The following is a 19601-nucleotide window of genomic DNA, read 5'->3' on the forward strand; positions in this document are numbered from 1 at the left end:
ACGAATTATGTTTCTTACTAGAGGGTGTAGGCGAAAAGACGCTGTCGTTTTTCCTTATCCTTTTCTAAAAGAAGAATTTAACGAGTGAACGCTTTCCTCTATGTTAATTGTGTTATACTATTGGTAAGTTGTACGTATAACAAGACGTGAAATGAGGGATTATAGTGATTTGGGAAAATAAATTAGCGACTCACCTTCAATGGTCAGCCAAGATTTCGAACATAGAGGCGAAGCAAAAGGTTGCAGATAAAGTCGCAGAACGTGTAAAAGAAGGCGACGTCATTGGAATTGGTTCAGGTTCAACTTCTTTTCTAGCACTACAAGCGATAAGTAAAAAGGTTCGCGAGGAAAAGCTGAATGTTGTTGGAATTCCAACCTCACAAGAAGTGTCGATGGCGTGTTCGACATTAGGCTTGCCAACGACGACACTTCTGAATGCTCGTCCAGATTGGTCTTTTGATGGCGCGGATGAGGTTGATCCACAGAAAAGCCTGATTAAAGGCCGCGGTGGAGCGATGTTTGCTGAGAAAATTGTGATGAAGGCTTGTAAGGAAAACTACATATTAGTTGATCAATCTAAGTTTGTATCGAGGTTAGGAGAGAACTTCCCAGTCCCGGTTGAGGTTGATCCACGTGCTCTACACTTAGTTGAAACAGAGCTTGAAGAGTTAAATGCGACTGAGATTACGTTACGGATGGCTGTTGGTAAAGATGGGCCTGTTATTACAGAAGCTGGAAACTTGATTTTAGATGTGCATTTTGATGAGATACCTGCTACATATGAGCGTGATATCAAAGCGATTCCAGGCGTTATAGAAACAGGATTATTTATTGGCTTCCCAATTGAAGTGTTAACTACATAAGGAAGGGTAAAAGGTATGAGATCGTAAAGCACTCATACCTTTTCCATTTCGTTTTGAATAAAGAAGTCAAATCAACGAGTGAAGCCATTGTTATTCAAAAGAAAGGAACTGAAAAAGTCGATTTGTACTTTTTCAATCGCTTCCTTCGTAGCAGCTTTTTCTTAATGAGACTGTAGCTGCTGTAACGCTTCGATTTCCTGAGCTAAGTCTTCTCGAAGAAGCTGGTAAGCGGCTTCGTTATCAATATTGGCAGCCTGCTGAACAGAATGCTCAGCTTTCTCTAATGAGTTTTGAGCGTGTTCAATCGTTTCGGGGCTAGGGTGCGATTGAGCCTGTCTAATGGCGTGATGAGCATGCTCGATCGATTGCTGTGCTTGTGAAATTGAGTTTTGAGTTTGTGTACTTGAAATGTTATTTTTCATCGAAACACTCCTTTTTACGGATGAAATCACCAGTTACTATATGTCATTTTATTAAAATCTATACAAGGATAGGAGAAGCATAGATGAAATCGTATCAAACGTTTATGATTGATATTGATGGGACATTAATTAGGGGAGATCAATTATTACCCGGAGCAAAGGAGCTTCTCCAATATATTCGCCAACAGCAAAAGCAGCTTATTTTAGCGACGAATAATCCTGCTGATACACGAAAACAAATTCAAGTACGTTTAATGAAGTTAGGATTTCCTGTTGAGGAGGAGATAGCCACGCCGATTGATGCAATCGATGATTTCTTACGAGCTGAATCGATGGTTGCGACGATTCTTGTGTTGGCAAATGAACGGATAAAGGATGAAATAGCATCAATTGGCTGGCGTGTAAAAACGCTTCAGCAAATGAAAGGAGATGAACACGTTAGTCATGTGTTAGTTGCAATGAGTAACGAACTGACATACGTCCACTTTGCTAAAGGATTACAAGCACTTGATAGTGGAGCCTCATTAATTGGTTTAAATGCGGACTTATATTGCCTGATTAAAGGCGGAAGAGCTCCTGATACGGGGGCATTATTATCCGTGCTAGAGCTGCCTACTGGAAAGAAAGCTTTAACAATGGGGAAACCGACTGATTGGATGATCTCTGCATTAAAGAGAAAGAATCAACATGATTTAGAAGACACAGTGATGATTGGCGATTCACCTTACACAGATATACGTATGGGGAATCGGATGGAAATCGATACGATACTCCTTCAATCTGGTGTAAGTTCCTATCAAAATACAGAGCTGCCGGATGAAGCAACGTATACGTTTCAAAGTTTGTTAGAGGTGTATGAGCAGTTAATGAAGCTATGAGGTGTAGATGAAAAGTGAACTTTCTATTGACACGGATGGGTATTAATGGTACTTTTTGTTTGAAAGGATTATAGATTTCAACAGCAAGACACCTTTCCAATGCAGAAAGGCTATTTTTTAAAAGTTATAATGATAATGATTTTCATTACTGTTTAAAGCGTGCGTCTGGCTCGCCTTTTTAATCAACATTAATTGATAATAATTTTCATTATCATCTGTAGTTTTGTCTGCTATTGTCACATAAATGAAAGGAGATTAGTCATTTGAGAAGCCCACCTGTATGAACAAGGTTTGTTGTTAGGTCCGTTGTGATTAATCAATGTCCACGCTCTAGTTATTTAAGACGTATGAAAAATTAATCTTAAAATCGAAAGGGATGTTTGTAAATGATTAAATCTACCGTATCTATGAAGAATGCTGTTGCCTTGTTTTTTGTGATGCTTTTATTGACTTTAGCTCTAGTGACTCCTAGTTCTGCAGCATCATACAATTATCAATTTTTAGATGAGGATGAGAATTATTCAGCTCATGCTAGTTCATTTATTGTTGGAGATGCCATATTTAATGGTGGTTCAACGGTAACGATTACGTTAGAAGATGCTACGATTTTAGGTGATTTATTATTTTGGGACGGAAGTAGCTTTGTTGAAGCTGATCGTGCTGTTGATGGAGATGGAAATGTTCAATTTACATTTGATATCGCCAATTTAGACAACTTAGAAATTCAATTATTTGTAAATGCAGGGCCACATAGTGGTTATATGACACTCTTTATTGAATGGCTATAATTTTATGAGAAGTCATGAACTACTATGTATCTTGAGAGGAGCTACTTCTCTCAAGATATAGATACTTTGTTCATTATTTGAGAGGGTGTTTCAAAAGTCATAAAGCGCTTGCGAAACACCCTCTATCATATTGCTCATTTTTCAATTTTAAAAGGAGAGGGAACACATTGAGTAAGAGAAAGCAAAAGTCATTTGCTAGTTTTATAATTGTGATGCTGCTCATTTCACAACTATTTCCTGGAGTGGCGACTACATATGCTGAGGAAGGCGACTTACCAGATGGAGTATATGAAGCAGACTACCGATATTTAAAGGATGGATCATCAGAAACATCTGCTGCGCATGGGTATTTATATGTCGAGAATACAGGCAGATTTATTGTGGAAGCGGAGCAAATTTTCTTCGAGCATGAGATAACGGCTGAAAATGAAGGGTATATTCCTTATATTGGCTTCAGGCTACCAGGCTATCCGAAGGCAACGATTTCTGGTGCTGATATAACCGGTATGGATGGTTATCAGGAAGTGGAGCCGAGTTTAGTTGATCAAGCTGACGAGAATGGGAATTATGTCGTTCGGTATGAGTTGGAAGAGGTAACAAAGGCACCAGATATCTTAATTCATGTGTATATGGAAGGTGTCCATGGATTTCCTGGCGGAGTGTATGATTATTGGTATAATGTGCAACTAGAAATTGATACGAGCACACTTCCGATTGAAGTTGAAGCTGACAAAACATCATTAATCGATTTGATCGCAGAAGCAGAGGCGCTATTTGAAGCGATCCCATCGAGTGGCACATTCATTCCTAATGTGATCTCTAATGGCGAGCATACGTATAGTACGTCTCAAATCAATAATCGATTAACGAATGCTAAAAATGTCGTTAATGATCCAAGTGCGTCACAAGCTGAAGTTGAAGCTGTGTCTAATAATTTGCAATTAGCTATGGATTCTGTGAAAAGAGATCAGTACTTTGAGACAGGCACTTTACGTTTTATTGTATTAGATTCAATTGAGGAAGGTGCAGCATTGTCTGAACACACTGGAGACTTTGGTGATAAGGCCGTTATATTAGAACAATTTGGAACTCACCAAGCTCGGGTGAATATTCCTGTAGTAGGAATGTCTGATAATTTAGATATTCGTTCATCAATGGCTCCTGCTAATGGTGAGGTTAGAGAAACGTTTGTTGCCCCAATACAATTTGTACGTAAAGAAACAGAAGAAATTAGCTGGTATCAAGCGAGTGCTAGGCATGCGAATGCAGACGACAGTGTTTGGCAAGGATTAAGCTTCTTAAGATACATAGATGAAGGTGTGGAAAAAGAGGTTTATTTGAGCTTTAATGTGAGTCAGCTAAATGAATTAGAGGAGTTATTCTTATTAGCTGAAGCCTTTAATGAAACAGCAGAAATTGGAACAGCAAATGGTCAATTTGATGCGGATCATGATGTGCAAGAAAGCTTACAAAGCGCATTGGAAAAAGCAGAGCAAGTGTCGAGCAACTTAGCAGCGACTAGACCGGAAATTGCGGAAGCTTACGAACGTTTGGATGAGGCATTGACAGAGTTTTTGAGTATAAAACAATTAGAAGCTGGTCAATATGAGCTGCAATTAGCGGATATAAGTGAGGAGTTAGCAGATTCCGTTGATTCTATTTATATGAATGTCGACTTGGATGGAACGATTGATCTTGAAGTGACACGACGCGAAGAAACAACTCAAGTTGAGCTAGTCAGTCAAAAGCATGGAGAGGCGGTTGCTTCCCGAAATGAAGGGGGTCGCACCTATTTGTTTTCAAATGTTGATTTAACACATGCTTACCAATTGATTGTACAACATCAAGGTGGTCAGGAGCAGGTGTTTGTTACTTATTTTGGTATGATTTCTAGTCAGGTTGTTGAAGAGGCTCCCCCAGGGAACGAAGAAGAGCCTCCCGGAAATGAGGAAGACCAGCCAGGGAACGAGGAAGAGTCTCCTGGAAATGAGGAAGACCAGCCAGGGAACGAGGAAGAGCCTCCCGGAAATGAGGAAGACCAGCCAGGGAACGAGGAAGAGCCTCCCGGAAATGAGGAAGACCAGCCAGGGAACGAGGAAGAGTCTCCCGGAAATGAGGAAGACCAGCCAGGGAACGAGGAAGAGCCTCCCGGAAATGAGGAAGACCAGCCAGGGAACGAGGAAGAGCCTCCCGGAAATGAAGAAGACCAACCAGGAAACGAAGAAGAACCAAATGATCATGGAGAAGTTCAAATAGAAAATGAGGAAGAAGTGACCGGAGATAGGGATCGTCTTCAAGAAAAGTCTCCAGACAATGGTGAGAAACAAGCGACTGAAGAATCGTTTAATGAGAGCTCAGGTGAAGCTTTACCTAACACATCTACTAATCTGTATGTGCTGCTGTTGCTTGGTTCGGCTTTGTTTTTGTTGGGAGGATTCGCTTATTTGTATATGAGGAAGAGGCTAGTATAATAAGTGTAAGGTGCTTCAAGGATATATACTTTGAAGCACTTTTTTAATGGTTTGGAAAACCCCTGGCTATGCAGGGGGTTCAAAAGAGCTTCTAGCGTGGTATTAAAAAAACCTCACTTCGTGGTAGGATAAAGTTGGTTTCCCGACCACTTTATCTCACCAAAGAAGGAGGTATGCCCTGTGAAGGACATGAATAGTTTAGCACACACAACATGGAATTGTAAGTATCACATCGTCTTTGCACCAAAATACAGAAGGCAAATTATCTATGGGAAATATAAAAAAAGTATTGGTCAAATCATAAGGGATTTATGTGAAAGAAAAGGGATCGTCATACATGAAGCAAATGCATGTCCTGACCACATTCATATGTTAGTGAGCATCCCACCAAAACTAAGTGTCTCTCAATTTATGAGGTACTTAAAAGGGAAGAGTAGTCTCATGATATTTGATCGACATGCCCATTTAAAGTATCGATACGGAAATCGAAAGTTCTGGTGTCGAGGCTTCTAGCCGCAGAGCAAGAGGCTGGGACATAACTAAAGTGTCTATCTGGAAACCCGAACAAAAGATGAACGTAGCGAAGTATATTTCAGGAGCGGTTTACGTCAGCCATCTATCATTGTTCGGCTTTTCTTTTAGTTAAACCACTTTTGTCCCAGCCTCTTTGATTATATTTTGGAACTTAAACGATAAATCAATTAATTAGCTTCTCCTTTTTCTTAAATAAAGGACAACTATGAAAACGAACGGCTATAATGGAGGTTTTATCACGTTTTTTGTTGATTTATTTACAGTATACTTAATAAATTAAAAATAATTAAGTAAAAATATATTGAATTATAAATTAAATTAAGTATAATAGTTTTATCAAGCGCTTACATTTAGAAGGTGTTTGTACAATATATAAATGATGGAGGAGGTTTTGTTATGGATCGATTAAAAAAGTGCGTACTTGTACTATTGGCCTTATTATTGTTGTTACCTACGACATCAACGGCATTTTCTGAAAGCGTTTTATCTGATGAGAGAGTGCTAAATTTATCTGATCCGAATGCTACTCGCTATACGAAGGAGTTGTTTGCGTTTCTTCAAGATGTGAGTGGAGAGCAAGTGTTATTCGGGCAACAGCATGCAACAGATGAAGGGTTGACTCTGATAGGTGAAGGGAATCGAATTGGTTCAACTGAGTCGGAGGTGAAGAATGCAGTTGGTGATTATCCAGCCGTTTTTGGGTGGGATACGAACAGCTTGGATGGTCGTGAAAAGCCAGGGACAGATGTGGAAAGTCAAGAGCAACGAATTTTAAATACAGCAGAATCGATGAAAGTGGCACATGAATTAGGAGGCATCATCACGTTAAGTATGCATCCGGATAACTTTGTTACGGGTCAATACTATGGTGATACGGATGGGAACGTCGTTCAAGAAATATTGCCAGGTGGCTCCAAGCATAATGAATTTAACGCTTGGCTAGATAATATTGCTGCCTTAGCACATGAATTAGTTGATGATAATGGAGAGCCTATTCCGGTCATCTTCCGTCCGTTCCATGAGCAAACGGGTTCGTGGTTTTGGTGGGGGGCAAGCACGACAACACCTGAGCAATACAAAGCGATTTTTCGATATACAGTCGAATATTTAAGGGATGCAAAAGGTGTTCATAACTTTTTATATGGGTTCTCCCCTGGTGCAGGTCCTGCTGGCGATTTAGATCGATATTTAGAAACGTACCCAGGAGATCAGTATGTCGATATTTTAGGAATTGATAATTATGATAGTAAGTCAAATGCGGGGTCAGACGCTTGGTTATCCGGAATGGTAAAAGATTTAGCGATGATCTCGAAATTGGCTGAGGAAAGAGGGAAGGTATCAGCCTTTACTGAATATGGATACAGCGCTGAAGGGATGAATCAAACGGGTAATACGTTAGATTGGCATACGCGTGTGTTAAATGCGATAAAAGCAGATGATGATGCACGAAACATATCCTACATGCTAACGTGGGCTAACTTTGGGTGGCCGAATAATATGTTTGTTCCGTATCGTGATGTGAATGGGGATTTAGGTGGAGATCATGAGTTATTACCTGACTTTGTACAGTTTTACGAAGATGAATACTCGGCATTTCGTGAAGATATAAATGAAAGTGCTTACAATCGTGATGAGAGTTATGTTGTTGCCGATCACGAGCCATTTATGTATGTTGTTTCCCCGACGACAGGTACATATGTAACAGACTCGTCTGTTGTATTACGAGCGAAAGTAGTGAACGATGAGGATCCGTCCGTTACGTATCAAGTGGCAGGTTCAAAAGAAGTTTATCAGATGACTATAGATGAAAATGGGTATTATTCTGCTGATTACATTCCTACTGCTTCTAAGAATGGAGGCTCTGTAGATATCGTTATCAACTACCATTCTGGAGAGGAGTTAATCGTTTCCGAGGAAGTAAGACTTTATCTTCAAGTGCCAGAAATATCGATTAAGAAGCTAACGTTTGATGAAGGCCTTGATGGAGTGAAAAGCAATGGCACTTGGCCGGAAGAATTAAATAGCTATTTGTCCCATGCGGTTGTGGATGGGAACGGTATATTAAAGGTTGAAGTCGATGGTATGCCGGTTGATGAGACGTGGCAGGAATTAAAGTTTGAGCTAGAAGGGCTTGGTGATGAACTTGCTCACGTAACGAGGCTGAAGTTTGATGCGTATATTCCGGCTACTGCGGGTGAAGGTGATATAGAGGCTTCTGTGCAATTGCCGCCTGATTGGGAGACGAAGTTTGCATCAGATCGTCAATCGTTAGATGAGCTAGAAAATGTAGAAATTGATGGTGCTCACTATAAGCATTTTCCAGTTGCGATTGATGTAGCTGGTGCTGATCAAGCTGAGTCCATTGCATTTTCGTTGATTGGTATTCAATTAAATATGTCAGATGCGTTCTATATTGACAATGTTGAGCTTTTAAATACGTATGTTCAGGCTCCGCTAGATCCATGGCTAGTTGATAATTTCGAAGGGTATTTGGGCGACGACGCGCTGTTACATCGTAATTATTCAAGCAATGGTGACCCGATTACATTAAGACTCTCTTCTGAGTATAAGAACAATGGTGAATACTCAATGGAGTACGATTATACGATTGGTAGCATGGGTTACGCAGGTAGACAAACGTCTCTTGGCCCAGTTGATTGGAGGGGTGCGAATGCGTTTGAGTTTTGGTTGAAGCATGATGGTCCGGGGCATCATTTAACGGTACAAATTCAAATAGGTGGCGTGAGCTTTGAGCATAATGTGGAATTGGATGAGCCTTATGAAGGGATGATTCGTATACCTTTTGTTGACTTTGCACCTGCTGGTTGGGAGTCCAATCAAACAGCCATTATTGATCAAAGTCGTTTGGAGAGAGTGAGCCAGTTTGCTCTTTATGTAGGTGGAGGTCAAGGTGAAGGAGTACTTTATTTTGATGATTTAAGAGCGGTGCATGATGAAGGTGCAGCAGAAGTACCTGAGGCGCCGGATTCTGAGGGTAAGGAAGTAGAGCCTATTATTTATCAGTTTGAAACTGGCCTAGAAGGATGGAGTGGTTCACAGGCTCAAATTGTAGATGATCATATGAAGGCTATTGTGCAGCTAGGTGACGGTGTTACATCGGAGGTTCAGAAGACATCTGGCTACAATTTAACTGACTATCGTTATATTGTGGCAAATGTAACACATGATGAGTCAGGCACGATTGCTGAGGATGCATTGTTAGGGAAGCTATTTGTGAAATCTGGCGGTGACTGGAGCTGGTCTGATTCTGGTGAGCAAGAGATTAATAGAGGTGGCTATTCTCAAATTATTTATGATATAAGTGAACTAAATTCGAGAGAGTCTATCCAAGAGATTGGTATTGAATTTATCGGTCCTGCTGGATCTGAAGGAACAACGAATGCTTACATTGATTATGTGGCCATCGTAACAAGTCTAGATGAACTCCCAGAAGAAGCTGACAATGGGAATGGAGGAGAGGGGACAGACCCTGGAGTAGACCCAGACCCAGACCCAGATCCAGATCCAGACCCAGGTAAGAAGGAAGGTTCGGTTGAAGATGGTAATGGCGGACCGAACGGAGAGAATGGTGAAACTCCTAAGCCGTCAGAAGGAGATCCAGGTGAAAAGACGATAGATGACAAGGAGCTTGAAATAGTTAAAGGTGATTCAGAAGATGAACTGCCGAATACAGCAACAAATGTCTATAGCTTTTTACTAGCAGGCTTACTGCTGATAGTTGCGGGAGTATTAGCAATTTTCATTAGAAAACGTTTGGTTGCGAGTGAATAGATTGAGAGCAAACACACCTAAATAGCACTAGGTGTGTTTTGCCTGTTTTGAGTGTTAATGATGGATCATTGTGAAAAATGACATATGAAGGATAGCCTAAAATGAAAGTAGTATATATGTTAAAATAGTTATAAAGGCATGTGTGTTGTTAGAAAGCTAGATTGTAGGAAAGGATGAACTCATTGAGGGACGTGTTGGAACAAATAGGTCGATTGTTGATGAAGGATGAGCTTCGTGCGAGCTTTGACCCTTCGAAGAAGCAAGCAAGCGAGAATGAAGTACTCATTGGATTCGGAGTGAGTAATGAGAATGACGGGAAGGTGTTGAATCATAAAGGAACAAAGTATGCTTCTGTAACGGAGCTCGTTGTAGACGAACGTACTATTAATGATGATGGGCCCATGATTGGCCTTGAGTATACACGCTTCGTAATGGAAGACCTTTCTCCGGATAGCTGCCTTGCCTTTATACTATTATGTTATCGAAAATTAGGTGGGGACATCAATAAGGTTCCGGTTAAATGGATTGACTATGTGAATCGTTGGGAGTCTGGTGATGTCAAGACAACAGGTACACCGTTTCAATCATGGGGCTGCTTGATCAATGCACTTGGTCATCATTATATTCGCTTTCATGATGGAGAAGTGGACCAAATATCCTTTCATGATGGGCTTAAGGCGTGTGTGTTCTTTACAATTGATTTGTTAAAAGCAAATATAAACCCTGCTGATGTTGGAGTTGTTCAACATTCAAGTGAATATCACCGTGCAAAGGCTCTTATACATCATGAATACCAAGAATATAAGCAGCTCCTTTCAACGGCAGAATGCCTTCAGATTCCGTTACCTTTACAGCATTCCAATCGAATGGTAATGGTAGATGCCTTTATTGCTACGGAGCGAAAGCCAATTGGGGCATTAAAAGCGTTTTTGCGTAATGATCAGGAGCGTACATATTTTAAATCTGGCTTCGGCTTAATGGCGTTGTATCGGCCTCAAGCTGTCGGTACAGGAAATGATATGGTCATTTCTGTTGACCCTAGTATAGGTGTTGATTTACGTGATTTATGGATGGAGCTTGAACGCTTGGAGGAGAAGAAATGGCAGGGGGAGCGCCCTTCTGATCAACCTCGTTTCCCAGAGGTTTCTTCAGCAAATGAGCCTTGGTATCATGAATTGGGGAAGTATACGATTATTGCGGCACCTAAACAAATTCATTCACAGCAGCTAGGCTCAAAGCTTTCTTGGAGTGATGTGACGGATGCGATTTGGCAGGTGTATCATCCAGCGAAGCAACAATATGCTCGCCCTTTTAAAAATGGTGGAGCGTTAAAGAAGCACTGCCTATTGAGTGAATGTCCTCCGCTTATGCAAAGAAAAGATAAGCAATTGATTGCGATGAAATGGACCGCATCAACTGAACAGCAACCGCTCGTTTTGTCGCCAACGATGAAGCGTTACTTAGCTTCATTATTGCTACCAAAAGGACATGAACCGACATTACTTCAGTTGCCTTCATCAAATAGCTTTACGTTTTTAACATTTCCAGGTGGCTTTGCGGTTATTAATCGCTATGGTGTGCTTTTCTTTGATGATTGGAGCTATGATGAATCTCATGTAGAGGTATATCAAACAGAATTTGATCATATGGTAAAGCGATTTTTTGCTCTGTCGCATTTGCAAGTAGAGATTGAGAAGGAAGTAAGTGTCATTTGGGAAAGTCTGAATCATAGGAAAGGCTTACACCCTAAGGGGCTAAATAGATTGAACGACCGTCTAACGTATTATAAGGTGAAACTACGTCAAACGATTTTGGAGACGATGCCGAGTTCAAAGGATTACTACGTACAACAGTTTCGGATAGCGACGGAGAAAATGTGGGGGTTGGAATCTGAGCTTGATCAGTTATATACGACTGTTGCAGAGATTGAATCAACGATTAGTCGTTATAGTGAAGCCGGTACGAATCGGTTAATTAACGGAATTACAATTTATGGGTTTCCGGTTTTGTTGTTTACAGGGCTGTTTCAGTTTATATTTGATGATTATTTTCGTTCAGGTTCGATTCATTTTATAGGAATCGTTTTATTTATTTGTGTAACGTTTTTGATGATCATGAGCTTAAAGCTGTTCGTAAATAAACGAAAAAATATGATGATTAGGAGGAAGCAATCATGAAGATAGAAAAGGCGATTAAGCAGGATGTAGATCAAATTGTATCGATATCAAAGAGGCTGTTACACGGAGCTTCTAATCAAGAAAAGGGCTTTTTAATTAGAGAGCTTAAGCAAGAAGTCGTTCATAAGCATATCGATGAATTTTATGTTGCGAGGGCAAATGGTGAAATAGCTGGTTATTTGTGGCTGAATAAACACTATCCAGCTGACCGTTTAACTTATACCAAAATGATAGAAGAGGTTGCTCTTAGTTCTACCATATATGTGAAACAAGTAGCAGTAGATCCTTTGTTTGCTCGGAGAGGAGTAGCAACAAAGCTTTATGAGGCTGTTTTTTCGATGTATCCGCATCAGAGAATTTCAGCTTGTATTGCAACGAAGCCATTAAACAATACACCATCGATTCGTTACCATGAAAAGCTTGGTTTTACAAAGGTTGGCTCATTAGTCATGACAAACTATTTAGGCTTTGATCGTTATGAGGCAGATGTATTTATTCGTTAAGAGGGTGTGACATCAATGATTGTAGAAGACCGTTACCGACAATTGAAGGAAATAGAACAGAACACGATATTTCCAATTGCAAAATATTTATATTTAATCCGTACGGAGGAGGAGAATACACATACGCGACTTAATAAGTTGATGGAATTCATTCCGAAATATCTAACGTATATTCTACTCGCAGAGTATAAAGAAAACTGTCAGGAAGATGAAATGGAAAGACAGGAATTTATTAAGTCTTGCATGAACTTAATGAAGGCACCGTCATTTGGCGACTGGAAGGAGCTGGTGAAACGGTTACTGTCTCATTACGTCGAATTAAAGAAGGACGATGAACAGGCATGTGAAAAGATGCGTTACACACCACAACTAGTTGAGGATCTATTTGTGGAACGAAAAGGTTTAAATGAGCTCGTTTCTTTTCGAAAAGAATTATTTGAGCTTATTAAACAACGAAAGCCACGGTATCAAATACGAAAGCCAGGAAGTACATCGATTGCATTGATTGACGTCATTGAAATGCTAGTAACGTATCGAAATGCCTTTTTCGGCCATGGCGATGTGGCTAATGCATTTGAGTACCAACATCATAATGATGTGTTAATCGGACTTGTAACGGAAATGATTCGACATATTCAACTGCTACAAACGTCAACACTCGCTTTTGTCGAGCAAGCAAAGTATAAGAAGGGTCATATACAACATGATATGTATGTTAGTCAAGGGCGAAGTATTGATTTTGAGCGCTATACATTTATTGATTCAGAAATTATTGACCCTGACCAAGTTTATTTATGTGAACAAAGAGTAGAGAATGATCAGTTGATCTTTGTTCCAACGTTGTCGCTTCATCCAATGGTCATTTATGTGTTCGATCGGCAAGAGAATAATCGTAATCTCCATTTCTTAGGTGAAATGATTGAGCAGCACGTAGGCTATAGTGCTTACCCAAATAATTCCCTTTATGAACCTAAACAGCCACAAGCTATTTATGAGGAGATGCTGACGACAGCAACGCGCCCGTTTCCAATGAGAAGAACTCTTTCCGAGGGTGATGCAATTACCGAAAGTACGAATACCCTACCTGTACATCAGTGGAATAACGATAGCCGGGTCATGGAAATGATTGATCCTGCGGAAAATCCACAAATATGGGAGAACTTCGAAGGGACCTATTATGCATACAATGCTCCATTTCAATTAGAGCGGGAAACCAATATTGAGCAATTAGTCGATAAGCATGTGCAGCGTTATGAGAATAAACGGTTAAAAAAGACAAACTACCTATTTTTTATAGGAGATATAGAAAGTGAACAGGATCGTAACAAAGTTGAAAAACGACTAGAAAATTGCTTGAAATTTATGAGTAAGCTGTATGAGCGTATTCCGAATCTTGCTGAAGCGAAAATAGATATTTATTTTATCCGCAAAGAAATTCCCAACTTGACTTTTTTCGCTGGTGAGAAGTTAGGTAGTAAGTATGGGATTATCTATGTTCATAATGAGCACTTTCTTATTGATGATATGCCTAAGCTGGCCTTTTTAACAAAAGATGAGTCATTAATTGAATCGTTAGTCCATACCTTTGAAACGGATATTGCTCAGCATGTTGTCGTGAAATATGATATTGAAAGCTTTGTGAAGGACCCTAAAATAAGGGAACGAGTATATAGTGATTTATCTTCTAATATTCATGTAAAAAAGGCGTTTTACTCGGATGGAGCAAGTGGACAATTATATAAGAAGCTGCTCCTGAAAAAGAAAACAAATGGACAACCCATATATGAGCTAGATCGTGCTCACTATCGTGAATGGAAGGATGATTTATTCGAAGCCCAAGTAACGGACGAGAGAGAAAAACATTCAATTGATTTTATGAATGAAAGAGAAGCATTGCAGTATATTTTATCCATGGTTGAGGGGGATGTTCTATTACCGATACCTGCTCCGATTGAATGGATGCATGTAACGAGTATTTTACAGGATGAAACGGTTGAGTGGTATACATCGCCCTTTCAACAAATAGATGTGCTTGAGTTTGAACGTCATATTCAACAAGCACGTCAAAAAGGGATGCAACCAGCAAAGCTTGTTGTAAAACAAGGCTTTCATTCTTTTTTCGTAAGGTGGGATGAAAAGCAACGGCAAATATTTGTTCAGGCGTGTAGAAAATATGGAATATGCGTCATAGAGGTGAACGATTCATCTGTTGGGGTAACAATACAGTCCTACTATTCAGAAGGAACGATTGTTTTACATGTAGACGAATTCACTGGACAAAGATCAGTGAAAGCGACCTTCCCGGAAAAACTCCAGCATTTGTATGAGGCCATAGCTGTACATCATAACCGCTTTAGCTCGGAAGCTCTGTATAAAAGGAAAGAGCTTTCTCAGAAGGGGAAACAATTCATTGATCAGTTAAGTCGTCGATATGAGCAAGCTGTTGGAGAGTTTGAGCGGCGGATTGCTTCTGTATATGAGCTTGATTACATTGTATTTCAAGCAGGAACAGCGATTTATGTAGATTTTGAGTCGGTTCGCGATCTTTTACAGCGTAAGCATCAGATTAAGTTAAATAATGAGCTTTGCTATGATTTATTGGAGCGTGGACATGTAACAGCCATCCCTGGCGTGTTATTTGGTGAGCGAGCCTCAAGACTACGATTGGCCTTTATCTTGAACCCAGATGAAGTAGGTGCAATGGACGCAATAGCAGCCTATATGGATGAGTTAACATGTAAATAAGCTGGCTGCACATGTTTCGCGCCTGATACGAGAAGGCGGCTTTAAAGCTGGCTTAAGGGTATTGAAATTTGTGAACAAATCAAATGCTTCAGTGCCTTAGATCTTAACGTTGGAATTCCGTTTGCTTTTGCAACGTTTCTAGCTTTTTTACGAGTGCACGAAAACGAGCTTCATCTCGGTTGTCGAGTGCTTCATTAATTTGGTTCTTTAACATGGTTAGTTCAATGAGTGCGTCAATTTCATTGCTATCTTGTTTAAATTGCTTGTATCGCTTAAAGGAGTCTTTCCTCGGTGTTTCGACTAGCTGTACATAACGCTGATTCGACTGTTTTCCGTAAAAATGAAGAATTAAATACACTTTGTCGGCGGGATTGGCTAATAAGTCTCCGAGTGCTTTTGAGACATCCTCTGTTTTTTGGTTGTGGTAATAATACACAAAGCCGACCTCATCTGAGCTAGTACTCGAAATAACAATCGTACGCTCTCGCTGTTGAATGTTTTCTGTAAATGTGACATTTTCAAGAATATGATGCTTTTTTATGATGTGATCCAGTAGCATTCGTGCGTCCTTATGCTTTAACTGGTGCTGATCTAGAAACCATCTTAGGAAACTTCTTTTCTCTGAAGCAGATACCCAATTCATAGAACCCCACCCTATTGAAATCTTTAATACTATCATAACATGTTCTTGAGCAAGATTAAAAAAAGACGCTAACATCTCTGATCTTGATTGAATAAGGTAAATCAACAAGAGGAGAGGGGGATTTGTCATGGTTATACGTAGGGCAACAGATTACGAGCGAATGCGTATTAAAGAATTTGGTGAGACCGTTCAAAAGGAGGCGACCTTAGGCTATTTGCAAACGAGTACACCGATGAATGAATATGGACCTTGTGAATATTGGGTACTCGATCATGACGGGGTTTGTGGCTGGATCGTCATTGGGGAGACGATGGCACCATTTAAAAATGTTGTAAGTGCTATGGTCTTTGAGTTATACGTCTTACCACGGTATCGAAAGAAGGGCTATGGAGCGATGTTAATGAGAGCGGCACTGGGAGAATTTCGACAAAGAGGGTACCAAACAGCGCATCTTAACGTGTTTGCCAACAATCGAGCTAAGGAACTATACAAACGTTTAGGCTTTGAAGAAATTTCAACGATTATGGAGGTTGAATTATAACGGGTCGATACGGCATGGAAAGGTTTGCTCGTTATCATTCCTATACGTAGCAATCCTAATATAGGAATGATCGATGAGTGACCATACATATGAGCGATGTTTGTAAACGATATCAATCTATTTACTGTTAAGATCTGTTAAGATAATCTTTATAGTTAAATGATACGATGAAGGGTGGAAATGATCATGAATGTAAATGTAGCAATTGTAGGCACAGGTGGATTTAGTCGAATGCATGCGGAAGTATTGGCAGAAATGAAGGACGTTTGTGTTAAGGCGTTTTGTGGGACTAGTATGGAAAAAGCAGCTGCTATTGCTCAGGAATTTAATGCCAAGCCTTATGAACACATAGATAAGATGCTCGTTGAAGAGGAGATTGACGCTCTTTATATATGTGTGCCACCATTTGCCCATGGCGATATTGAGCAGAAGGCGATTGACCGCAAGATCCCCTTTTTTGTTGAAAAGCCGTTAGGAGTAAAAGATGAAGAGCCTCGGCAAATTGAAGAGCAAGTCAAACGGTACAATCTGATTACATCAGTGGGCTATCACTTTCGTTACCAGGAGACCGTTATACAGATGAAGAAATACTTGCAAGCGAATACCGTAGGAATGGCGACAGGAAGATGGATCGGAAGTATGCCAGAGGTTGCTTGGTGGCGAGACCAAAAGCGTTCTGGAGGACAATTTATTGAACAAACGACTCATATTGTAGATCTTTTAAGGTACGTTGTTGGGGAAGTGAAGGAGGTCTATGCTTCCTATGCAACACGAGCGATGGACAAAAAATATGACGGTGTCTCTGTTGCCGATGTAGGTGCTGTCATATTAACACTTGAAAATGGCAGTGTCGCCACGATCACAAATACGTGTATCGTTCCAGGGAACTTGTCTGAGGTCGGTCTTTCGATATATACGAGTGAAGGGGTTTTAGAGTGGACACCTGAACGTTTAAAGGAGTGTATAGGTGATCAGGTTAGCGAGCATGATAATAAGTGCAATCCTTATAAAAGGGAAAGTGAAGCGTTTATTCATGCGGTTCAGACAGGAGATCGATCACGTATTCTATCAAGCTATGAGGATGCTTATAAGACGTTTAAAGTGACAGAAGCCGCTTTGCGTTCAGCAAATAGTGGTACAGCGGTAAAGTTAGAAGATGAGTTTTAAAGAAGGGTCCGAAGAGAGCAAGATTGGCATGTATTCCTTATTGTGTCGTTTAATATTATGAGGTAAGATGTTGCTTGCAAGTATTTTGGCTAAGAAAGAGTGGATAAGATGAGTAAACAATATTTCATGCCACCAGAGTGGGAGACGCATGCGCGTACACTCATTTCATGGCCAGTTCGAGAATCAATGGTGTATCCGAGTGATTATGAGAAGGTTATGGATGGCTATATTGAAATCATTGAAGCAATTGCGGAATTTGAGCCGGTTACTGTATTAGCTCACCCTATGGAGCTTGAGAAAGTCCGTGAACATTTCTGCAATGATCAAATTGATATCATTGCGTTGGAGCATGATGATGCATGGCTTCGAGACAATGGGCCGACGCTTGTAAGGGATGAACACGGTCATGCATTTGGGATCAATTGGAGATTTAATGCTTGGGGGGAGAAATATACCCCGTATGATTTAGATAATGAGGTTGCTGGGAAAATTTTGACTCACTTTGGTGTAGATCAGCTTGATGTTCCTCTTGTCATGGAGGGTGGATCGATCCACGTTGACGGTGAAGGAACATTGATTACAACAGAGGAGTGCCTGTTAAACCAAAATCGTAATCCACATCTTACGAAATCGGAAATTGAAGGCACGTTAAAGCGAGTATTAGGAGTTGAAAAGATTATTTGGTTAAAGCGTGGCCTAAGTGGTGATGAAACAGATGGTCATGTTGATAACATAGCTTGCTTTGCTGCACCTGGGAAGGTGATGATGCAAGCTTGTAACGACCCACAAGATGAGAATTACGCTATTACACAGGAGAATAGGGCAATTTTACATGACGAACATGATGCGCAGGGTCGAAAGCTTGAGATTATTGAAATAGAACAACCACCTGCAGCTTATGTTAATGATCAACGGTTAACATTAAGCTATATTAATTTTTACTTTGTTAACAATGGAATCATTTTACCCGTGTTTGGGGGAGAAGCGGCAGATGCCGATCGTCAAGCGCAAGCGATCGTGCAAAAGACATTTCCGACTAGAAGTGTGCGACTCGTGGATGGACGTTCCATTATAAAGGAAGGTGGAAATGTACATTGTACAACCCAACAAATGATAAAGGGATGAAGTTAAGGTGAGAAAAGTGATTGTAGCAGCGACACAGATGAGTTGCACACAGCATATTCAAGAAAACATTAAGAAAGCGGAACGTCTAGTCAGGGAAGCAGCTAGCCAAGGTGCACAAATCATTCTTCTTCAAGAATTATTTGAAACACTGTATTTCTGTCAAAAGGAAAAGGTCAACTATTACCAGCTAGCTACGACGGTTGAACAAAATTTGGCGATTCGCCATTTTCAAAAGGTGGCGAAGGAACTAAAGGTTGTTTTGCCTATAAGCTTCTTCGAACGAAAGAACAACGCTCGCTACAATTCATTAGCCGTTATTGATGCTGATGGGAGTTTATTAGGTATTTATCGGAAAAGTCATATCCCTGATGGTCCCGGTTATGAAGAGAAATTTTATTTTAACCCAGGTGATACAGGGTTTAAAGTGTGGGAAACGGCTTATGGGAAAATAGGTGTAGGAATTTGCTGGGATCAATGGTTCCCAGAGGCAGCTAGAAGTATGGTGCTAATGGGGGCAGAATTACTATTTTATCCAACGGCTATCGGATCAGAACCGTATGATTCGTCCATTGACTCAAAAGAGCATTGGCAAATGTGTATGCGTGGACATGCTGCATGTAATCTTGTCCCTATTATTGCATCCAATCGTATCGGAGTGGAGCAAGAGGAGGATTCCTCCATTACCTTTTACGGGTCATCCTTTATCGCTGGTCCGCAAGGGGAAAAGTTAAAAGAGGCGAATCGAACGGATGAGTCTATATTAGTAGAAGAGTTTGATTTGGATCAGCTTGACCTATTACGGGCAGAATGGGGACTGTTTCGTGATAGGCGGCCAGAGTTGTATAAAGTACTAACAAGCTCTGATGGAGAATTAAATAGATAAGTGACGTGTCTGACCTGTTAATGAAGACCTGTGTGATCAAAGGGTGCTTTGTTGATAGGTCTTTATTAA

14 protein-coding genes and 1 pseudogene are annotated in these 19601 nt (G+C 40.4%); 13 read left to right on the forward strand and 2 right to left on the reverse strand.

The genetic code is table 11. The features are described from left to right. Nucleotides 1-164 precede the first annotated feature (164 nt). The gene (rpiA, locus tag ACERJO_RS07175) at nucleotides 165-863 is read left to right on the forward strand and encodes a ribose 5-phosphate isomerase A (protein WP_247101809.1); all 699 of its coding nucleotides are present in this window, start codon (nucleotides 165-167) and stop codon (nucleotides 861-863) included. Nucleotides 864-1024: 161 nt separating this feature from the next. Here rpiA and ACERJO_RS07180 read toward each other — a convergent pair whose 3' ends face one another. Further along, the gene (locus tag ACERJO_RS07180; RefSeq protein ID WP_247101811.1) at nucleotides 1025-1285 is read right to left on the reverse strand and encodes a hypothetical protein; all 261 of its coding nucleotides are present in this window, start codon (nucleotides 1283-1285) and stop codon (nucleotides 1025-1027) included. 83 nt (nucleotides 1286-1368) lie between these two features. Here ACERJO_RS07180 and ACERJO_RS07185 point away from each other — a divergent pair, with 83 nt between their 5' ends. The 8 genes and pseudogenes from ACERJO_RS07185 to ACERJO_RS07220 all read left to right on the forward strand — a co-directional run bounded on the left by ACERJO_RS07185 (nucleotide 1369) and on the right by ACERJO_RS07220 (nucleotide 15173). Continuing rightward, nucleotides 1369-2163, forward strand: coding sequence for an HAD-IIA family hydrolase (locus tag ACERJO_RS07185; RefSeq protein ID WP_373647064.1), 795 nt, complete (start codon nucleotides 1369-1371; stop codon nucleotides 2161-2163). A 386-nt stretch (nucleotides 2164-2549) separates the two neighbouring features. Further along, on the forward strand, nucleotides 2550-2951 hold the full coding sequence (locus ACERJO_RS07190; RefSeq protein ID WP_373647065.1) for a hypothetical protein: 402 nt from the start codon (nucleotides 2550-2552) through the stop codon (nucleotides 2949-2951). Between the two features lie 167 nt (nucleotides 2952-3118). Continuing rightward, on the forward strand, nucleotides 3119-5422 hold the full coding sequence (locus ACERJO_RS07195; protein ID WP_373647066.1) for an NEAT domain-containing protein: 2304 nt from the start codon (nucleotides 3119-3121) through the stop codon (nucleotides 5420-5422). 189 nt (nucleotides 5423-5611) lie between these two features. After that, nucleotides 5612-5932: pseudogene (gene tnpA / locus ACERJO_RS07200) on the forward strand (IS200/IS605 family transposase); the annotation flags it as partial. 420 nt (nucleotides 5933-6352) lie between these two features. Then, nucleotides 6353-9748 (forward strand): glycosyl hydrolase, encoded by a 3396-nt coding sequence (locus ACERJO_RS07205; RefSeq protein ID WP_373647067.1) that lies wholly within the window; start codon nucleotides 6353-6355, stop codon nucleotides 9746-9748. Between the two features lie 182 nt (nucleotides 9749-9930). Further along, entirely contained in the window at nucleotides 9931-11925 is a 1995-nt protein-coding gene (locus ACERJO_RS07210; protein WP_247101824.1) for a hypothetical protein, read from the forward strand. After that, a complete protein-coding gene (locus tag ACERJO_RS07215; RefSeq protein WP_247101826.1) occupies nucleotides 11922-12428 on the forward strand; it encodes a GNAT family N-acetyltransferase in 507 nt (168 codons plus the stop codon). The genes ACERJO_RS07210 and ACERJO_RS07215 overlap by 4 nt, the downstream gene beginning before the upstream one ends. 15 nt (nucleotides 12429-12443) lie before the next feature. Further along, a complete protein-coding gene (locus tag ACERJO_RS07220) occupies nucleotides 12444-15173 on the forward strand; it encodes a hypothetical protein (protein ID WP_373647068.1) in 2730 nt (909 codons plus the stop codon). 103 nt (nucleotides 15174-15276) lie between these two features. Here ACERJO_RS07220 and ACERJO_RS07225 read toward each other — a convergent pair whose 3' ends face one another. Beyond that, the gene (locus ACERJO_RS07225; RefSeq protein WP_247101831.1) at nucleotides 15277-15816 is read right to left on the reverse strand and encodes a YpiB family protein; all 540 of its coding nucleotides are present in this window, start codon (nucleotides 15814-15816) and stop codon (nucleotides 15277-15279) included. Between the two features lie 127 nt (nucleotides 15817-15943). On the opposite strand from ACERJO_RS07225, the gene ACERJO_RS07230 reads away from it, so the two are divergent. From ACERJO_RS07230 to aguB, 4 genes are all read left to right on the forward strand, one after another. Next, nucleotides 15944-16357, forward strand: a complete 414-nt coding sequence (locus ACERJO_RS07230) for a GNAT family N-acetyltransferase (protein ID WP_247101833.1) — start codon at nucleotides 15944-15946, stop codon at nucleotides 16355-16357. A 186-nt stretch (nucleotides 16358-16543) separates the two neighbouring features. Further along, entirely contained in the window at nucleotides 16544-17524 is a 981-nt protein-coding gene (locus tag ACERJO_RS07235; RefSeq protein ID WP_373647069.1) for a Gfo/Idh/MocA family protein, read from the forward strand. A 99-nt stretch (nucleotides 17525-17623) separates the two neighbouring features. After that, on the forward strand, nucleotides 17624-18649 hold the full coding sequence (locus ACERJO_RS07240; protein ID WP_373647070.1) for an agmatine deiminase family protein: 1026 nt from the start codon (nucleotides 17624-17626) through the stop codon (nucleotides 18647-18649). 7 nt (nucleotides 18650-18656) lie between these two features. Continuing rightward, nucleotides 18657-19532, forward strand: a complete 876-nt coding sequence (aguB, locus tag ACERJO_RS07245; protein WP_373647071.1) for an N-carbamoylputrescine amidase — start codon at nucleotides 18657-18659, stop codon at nucleotides 19530-19532. Nucleotides 19533-19601 lie beyond the last annotated feature (69 nt).

The organism is Halalkalibacter sp. AB-rgal2 (assembly GCF_041821005.1).
Lineage (GTDB): Bacteria > Bacillota > Bacilli > Bacillales > Bacillaceae_D > Halalkalibacter.

Bases quoted from the DNA above. Each gene is read 5' to 3' on its own strand.
- ACERJO_RS07190 (WP_373647065.1), top strand. From the start codon at position 2,550: ATGATTAAATCTACCGTATCTATGAAGAATGCTGTTGCCTTGTTTTTT.
- ACERJO_RS07225 (WP_247101831.1), bottom strand. From the start codon at position 15,816: ATGAATTGGGTATCTGCTTCAGAGAAAAGAAGTTTCCTAAGATGGTTT.
- ACERJO_RS07235 (WP_373647069.1), top strand. From the start codon at position 16,544: ATGAATGTAAATGTAGCAATTGTAGGCACAGGTGGATTTAGTCGAATG.
- ACERJO_RS07180 (WP_247101811.1), bottom strand. From the start codon at position 1,285: ATGAAAAATAACATTTCAAGTACACAAACTCAAAACTCAATTTCACAA.
- ACERJO_RS07205 (WP_373647067.1), top strand. From the start codon at position 6,353: ATGGATCGATTAAAAAAGTGCGTACTTGTACTATTGGCCTTATTATTG.
- ACERJO_RS07220 (WP_373647068.1), top strand. From the start codon at position 12,444: ATGATTGTAGAAGACCGTTACCGACAATTGAAGGAAATAGAACAGAAC.
- ACERJO_RS07230 (WP_247101833.1), top strand. From the start codon at position 15,944: ATGGTTATACGTAGGGCAACAGATTACGAGCGAATGCGTATTAAAGAA.
- ACERJO_RS07185 (WP_373647064.1), top strand. From the start codon at position 1,369: ATGAAATCGTATCAAACGTTTATGATTGATATTGATGGGACATTAATT.
- ACERJO_RS07215 (WP_247101826.1), top strand. From the start codon at position 11,922: ATGAAGATAGAAAAGGCGATTAAGCAGGATGTAGATCAAATTGTATCG.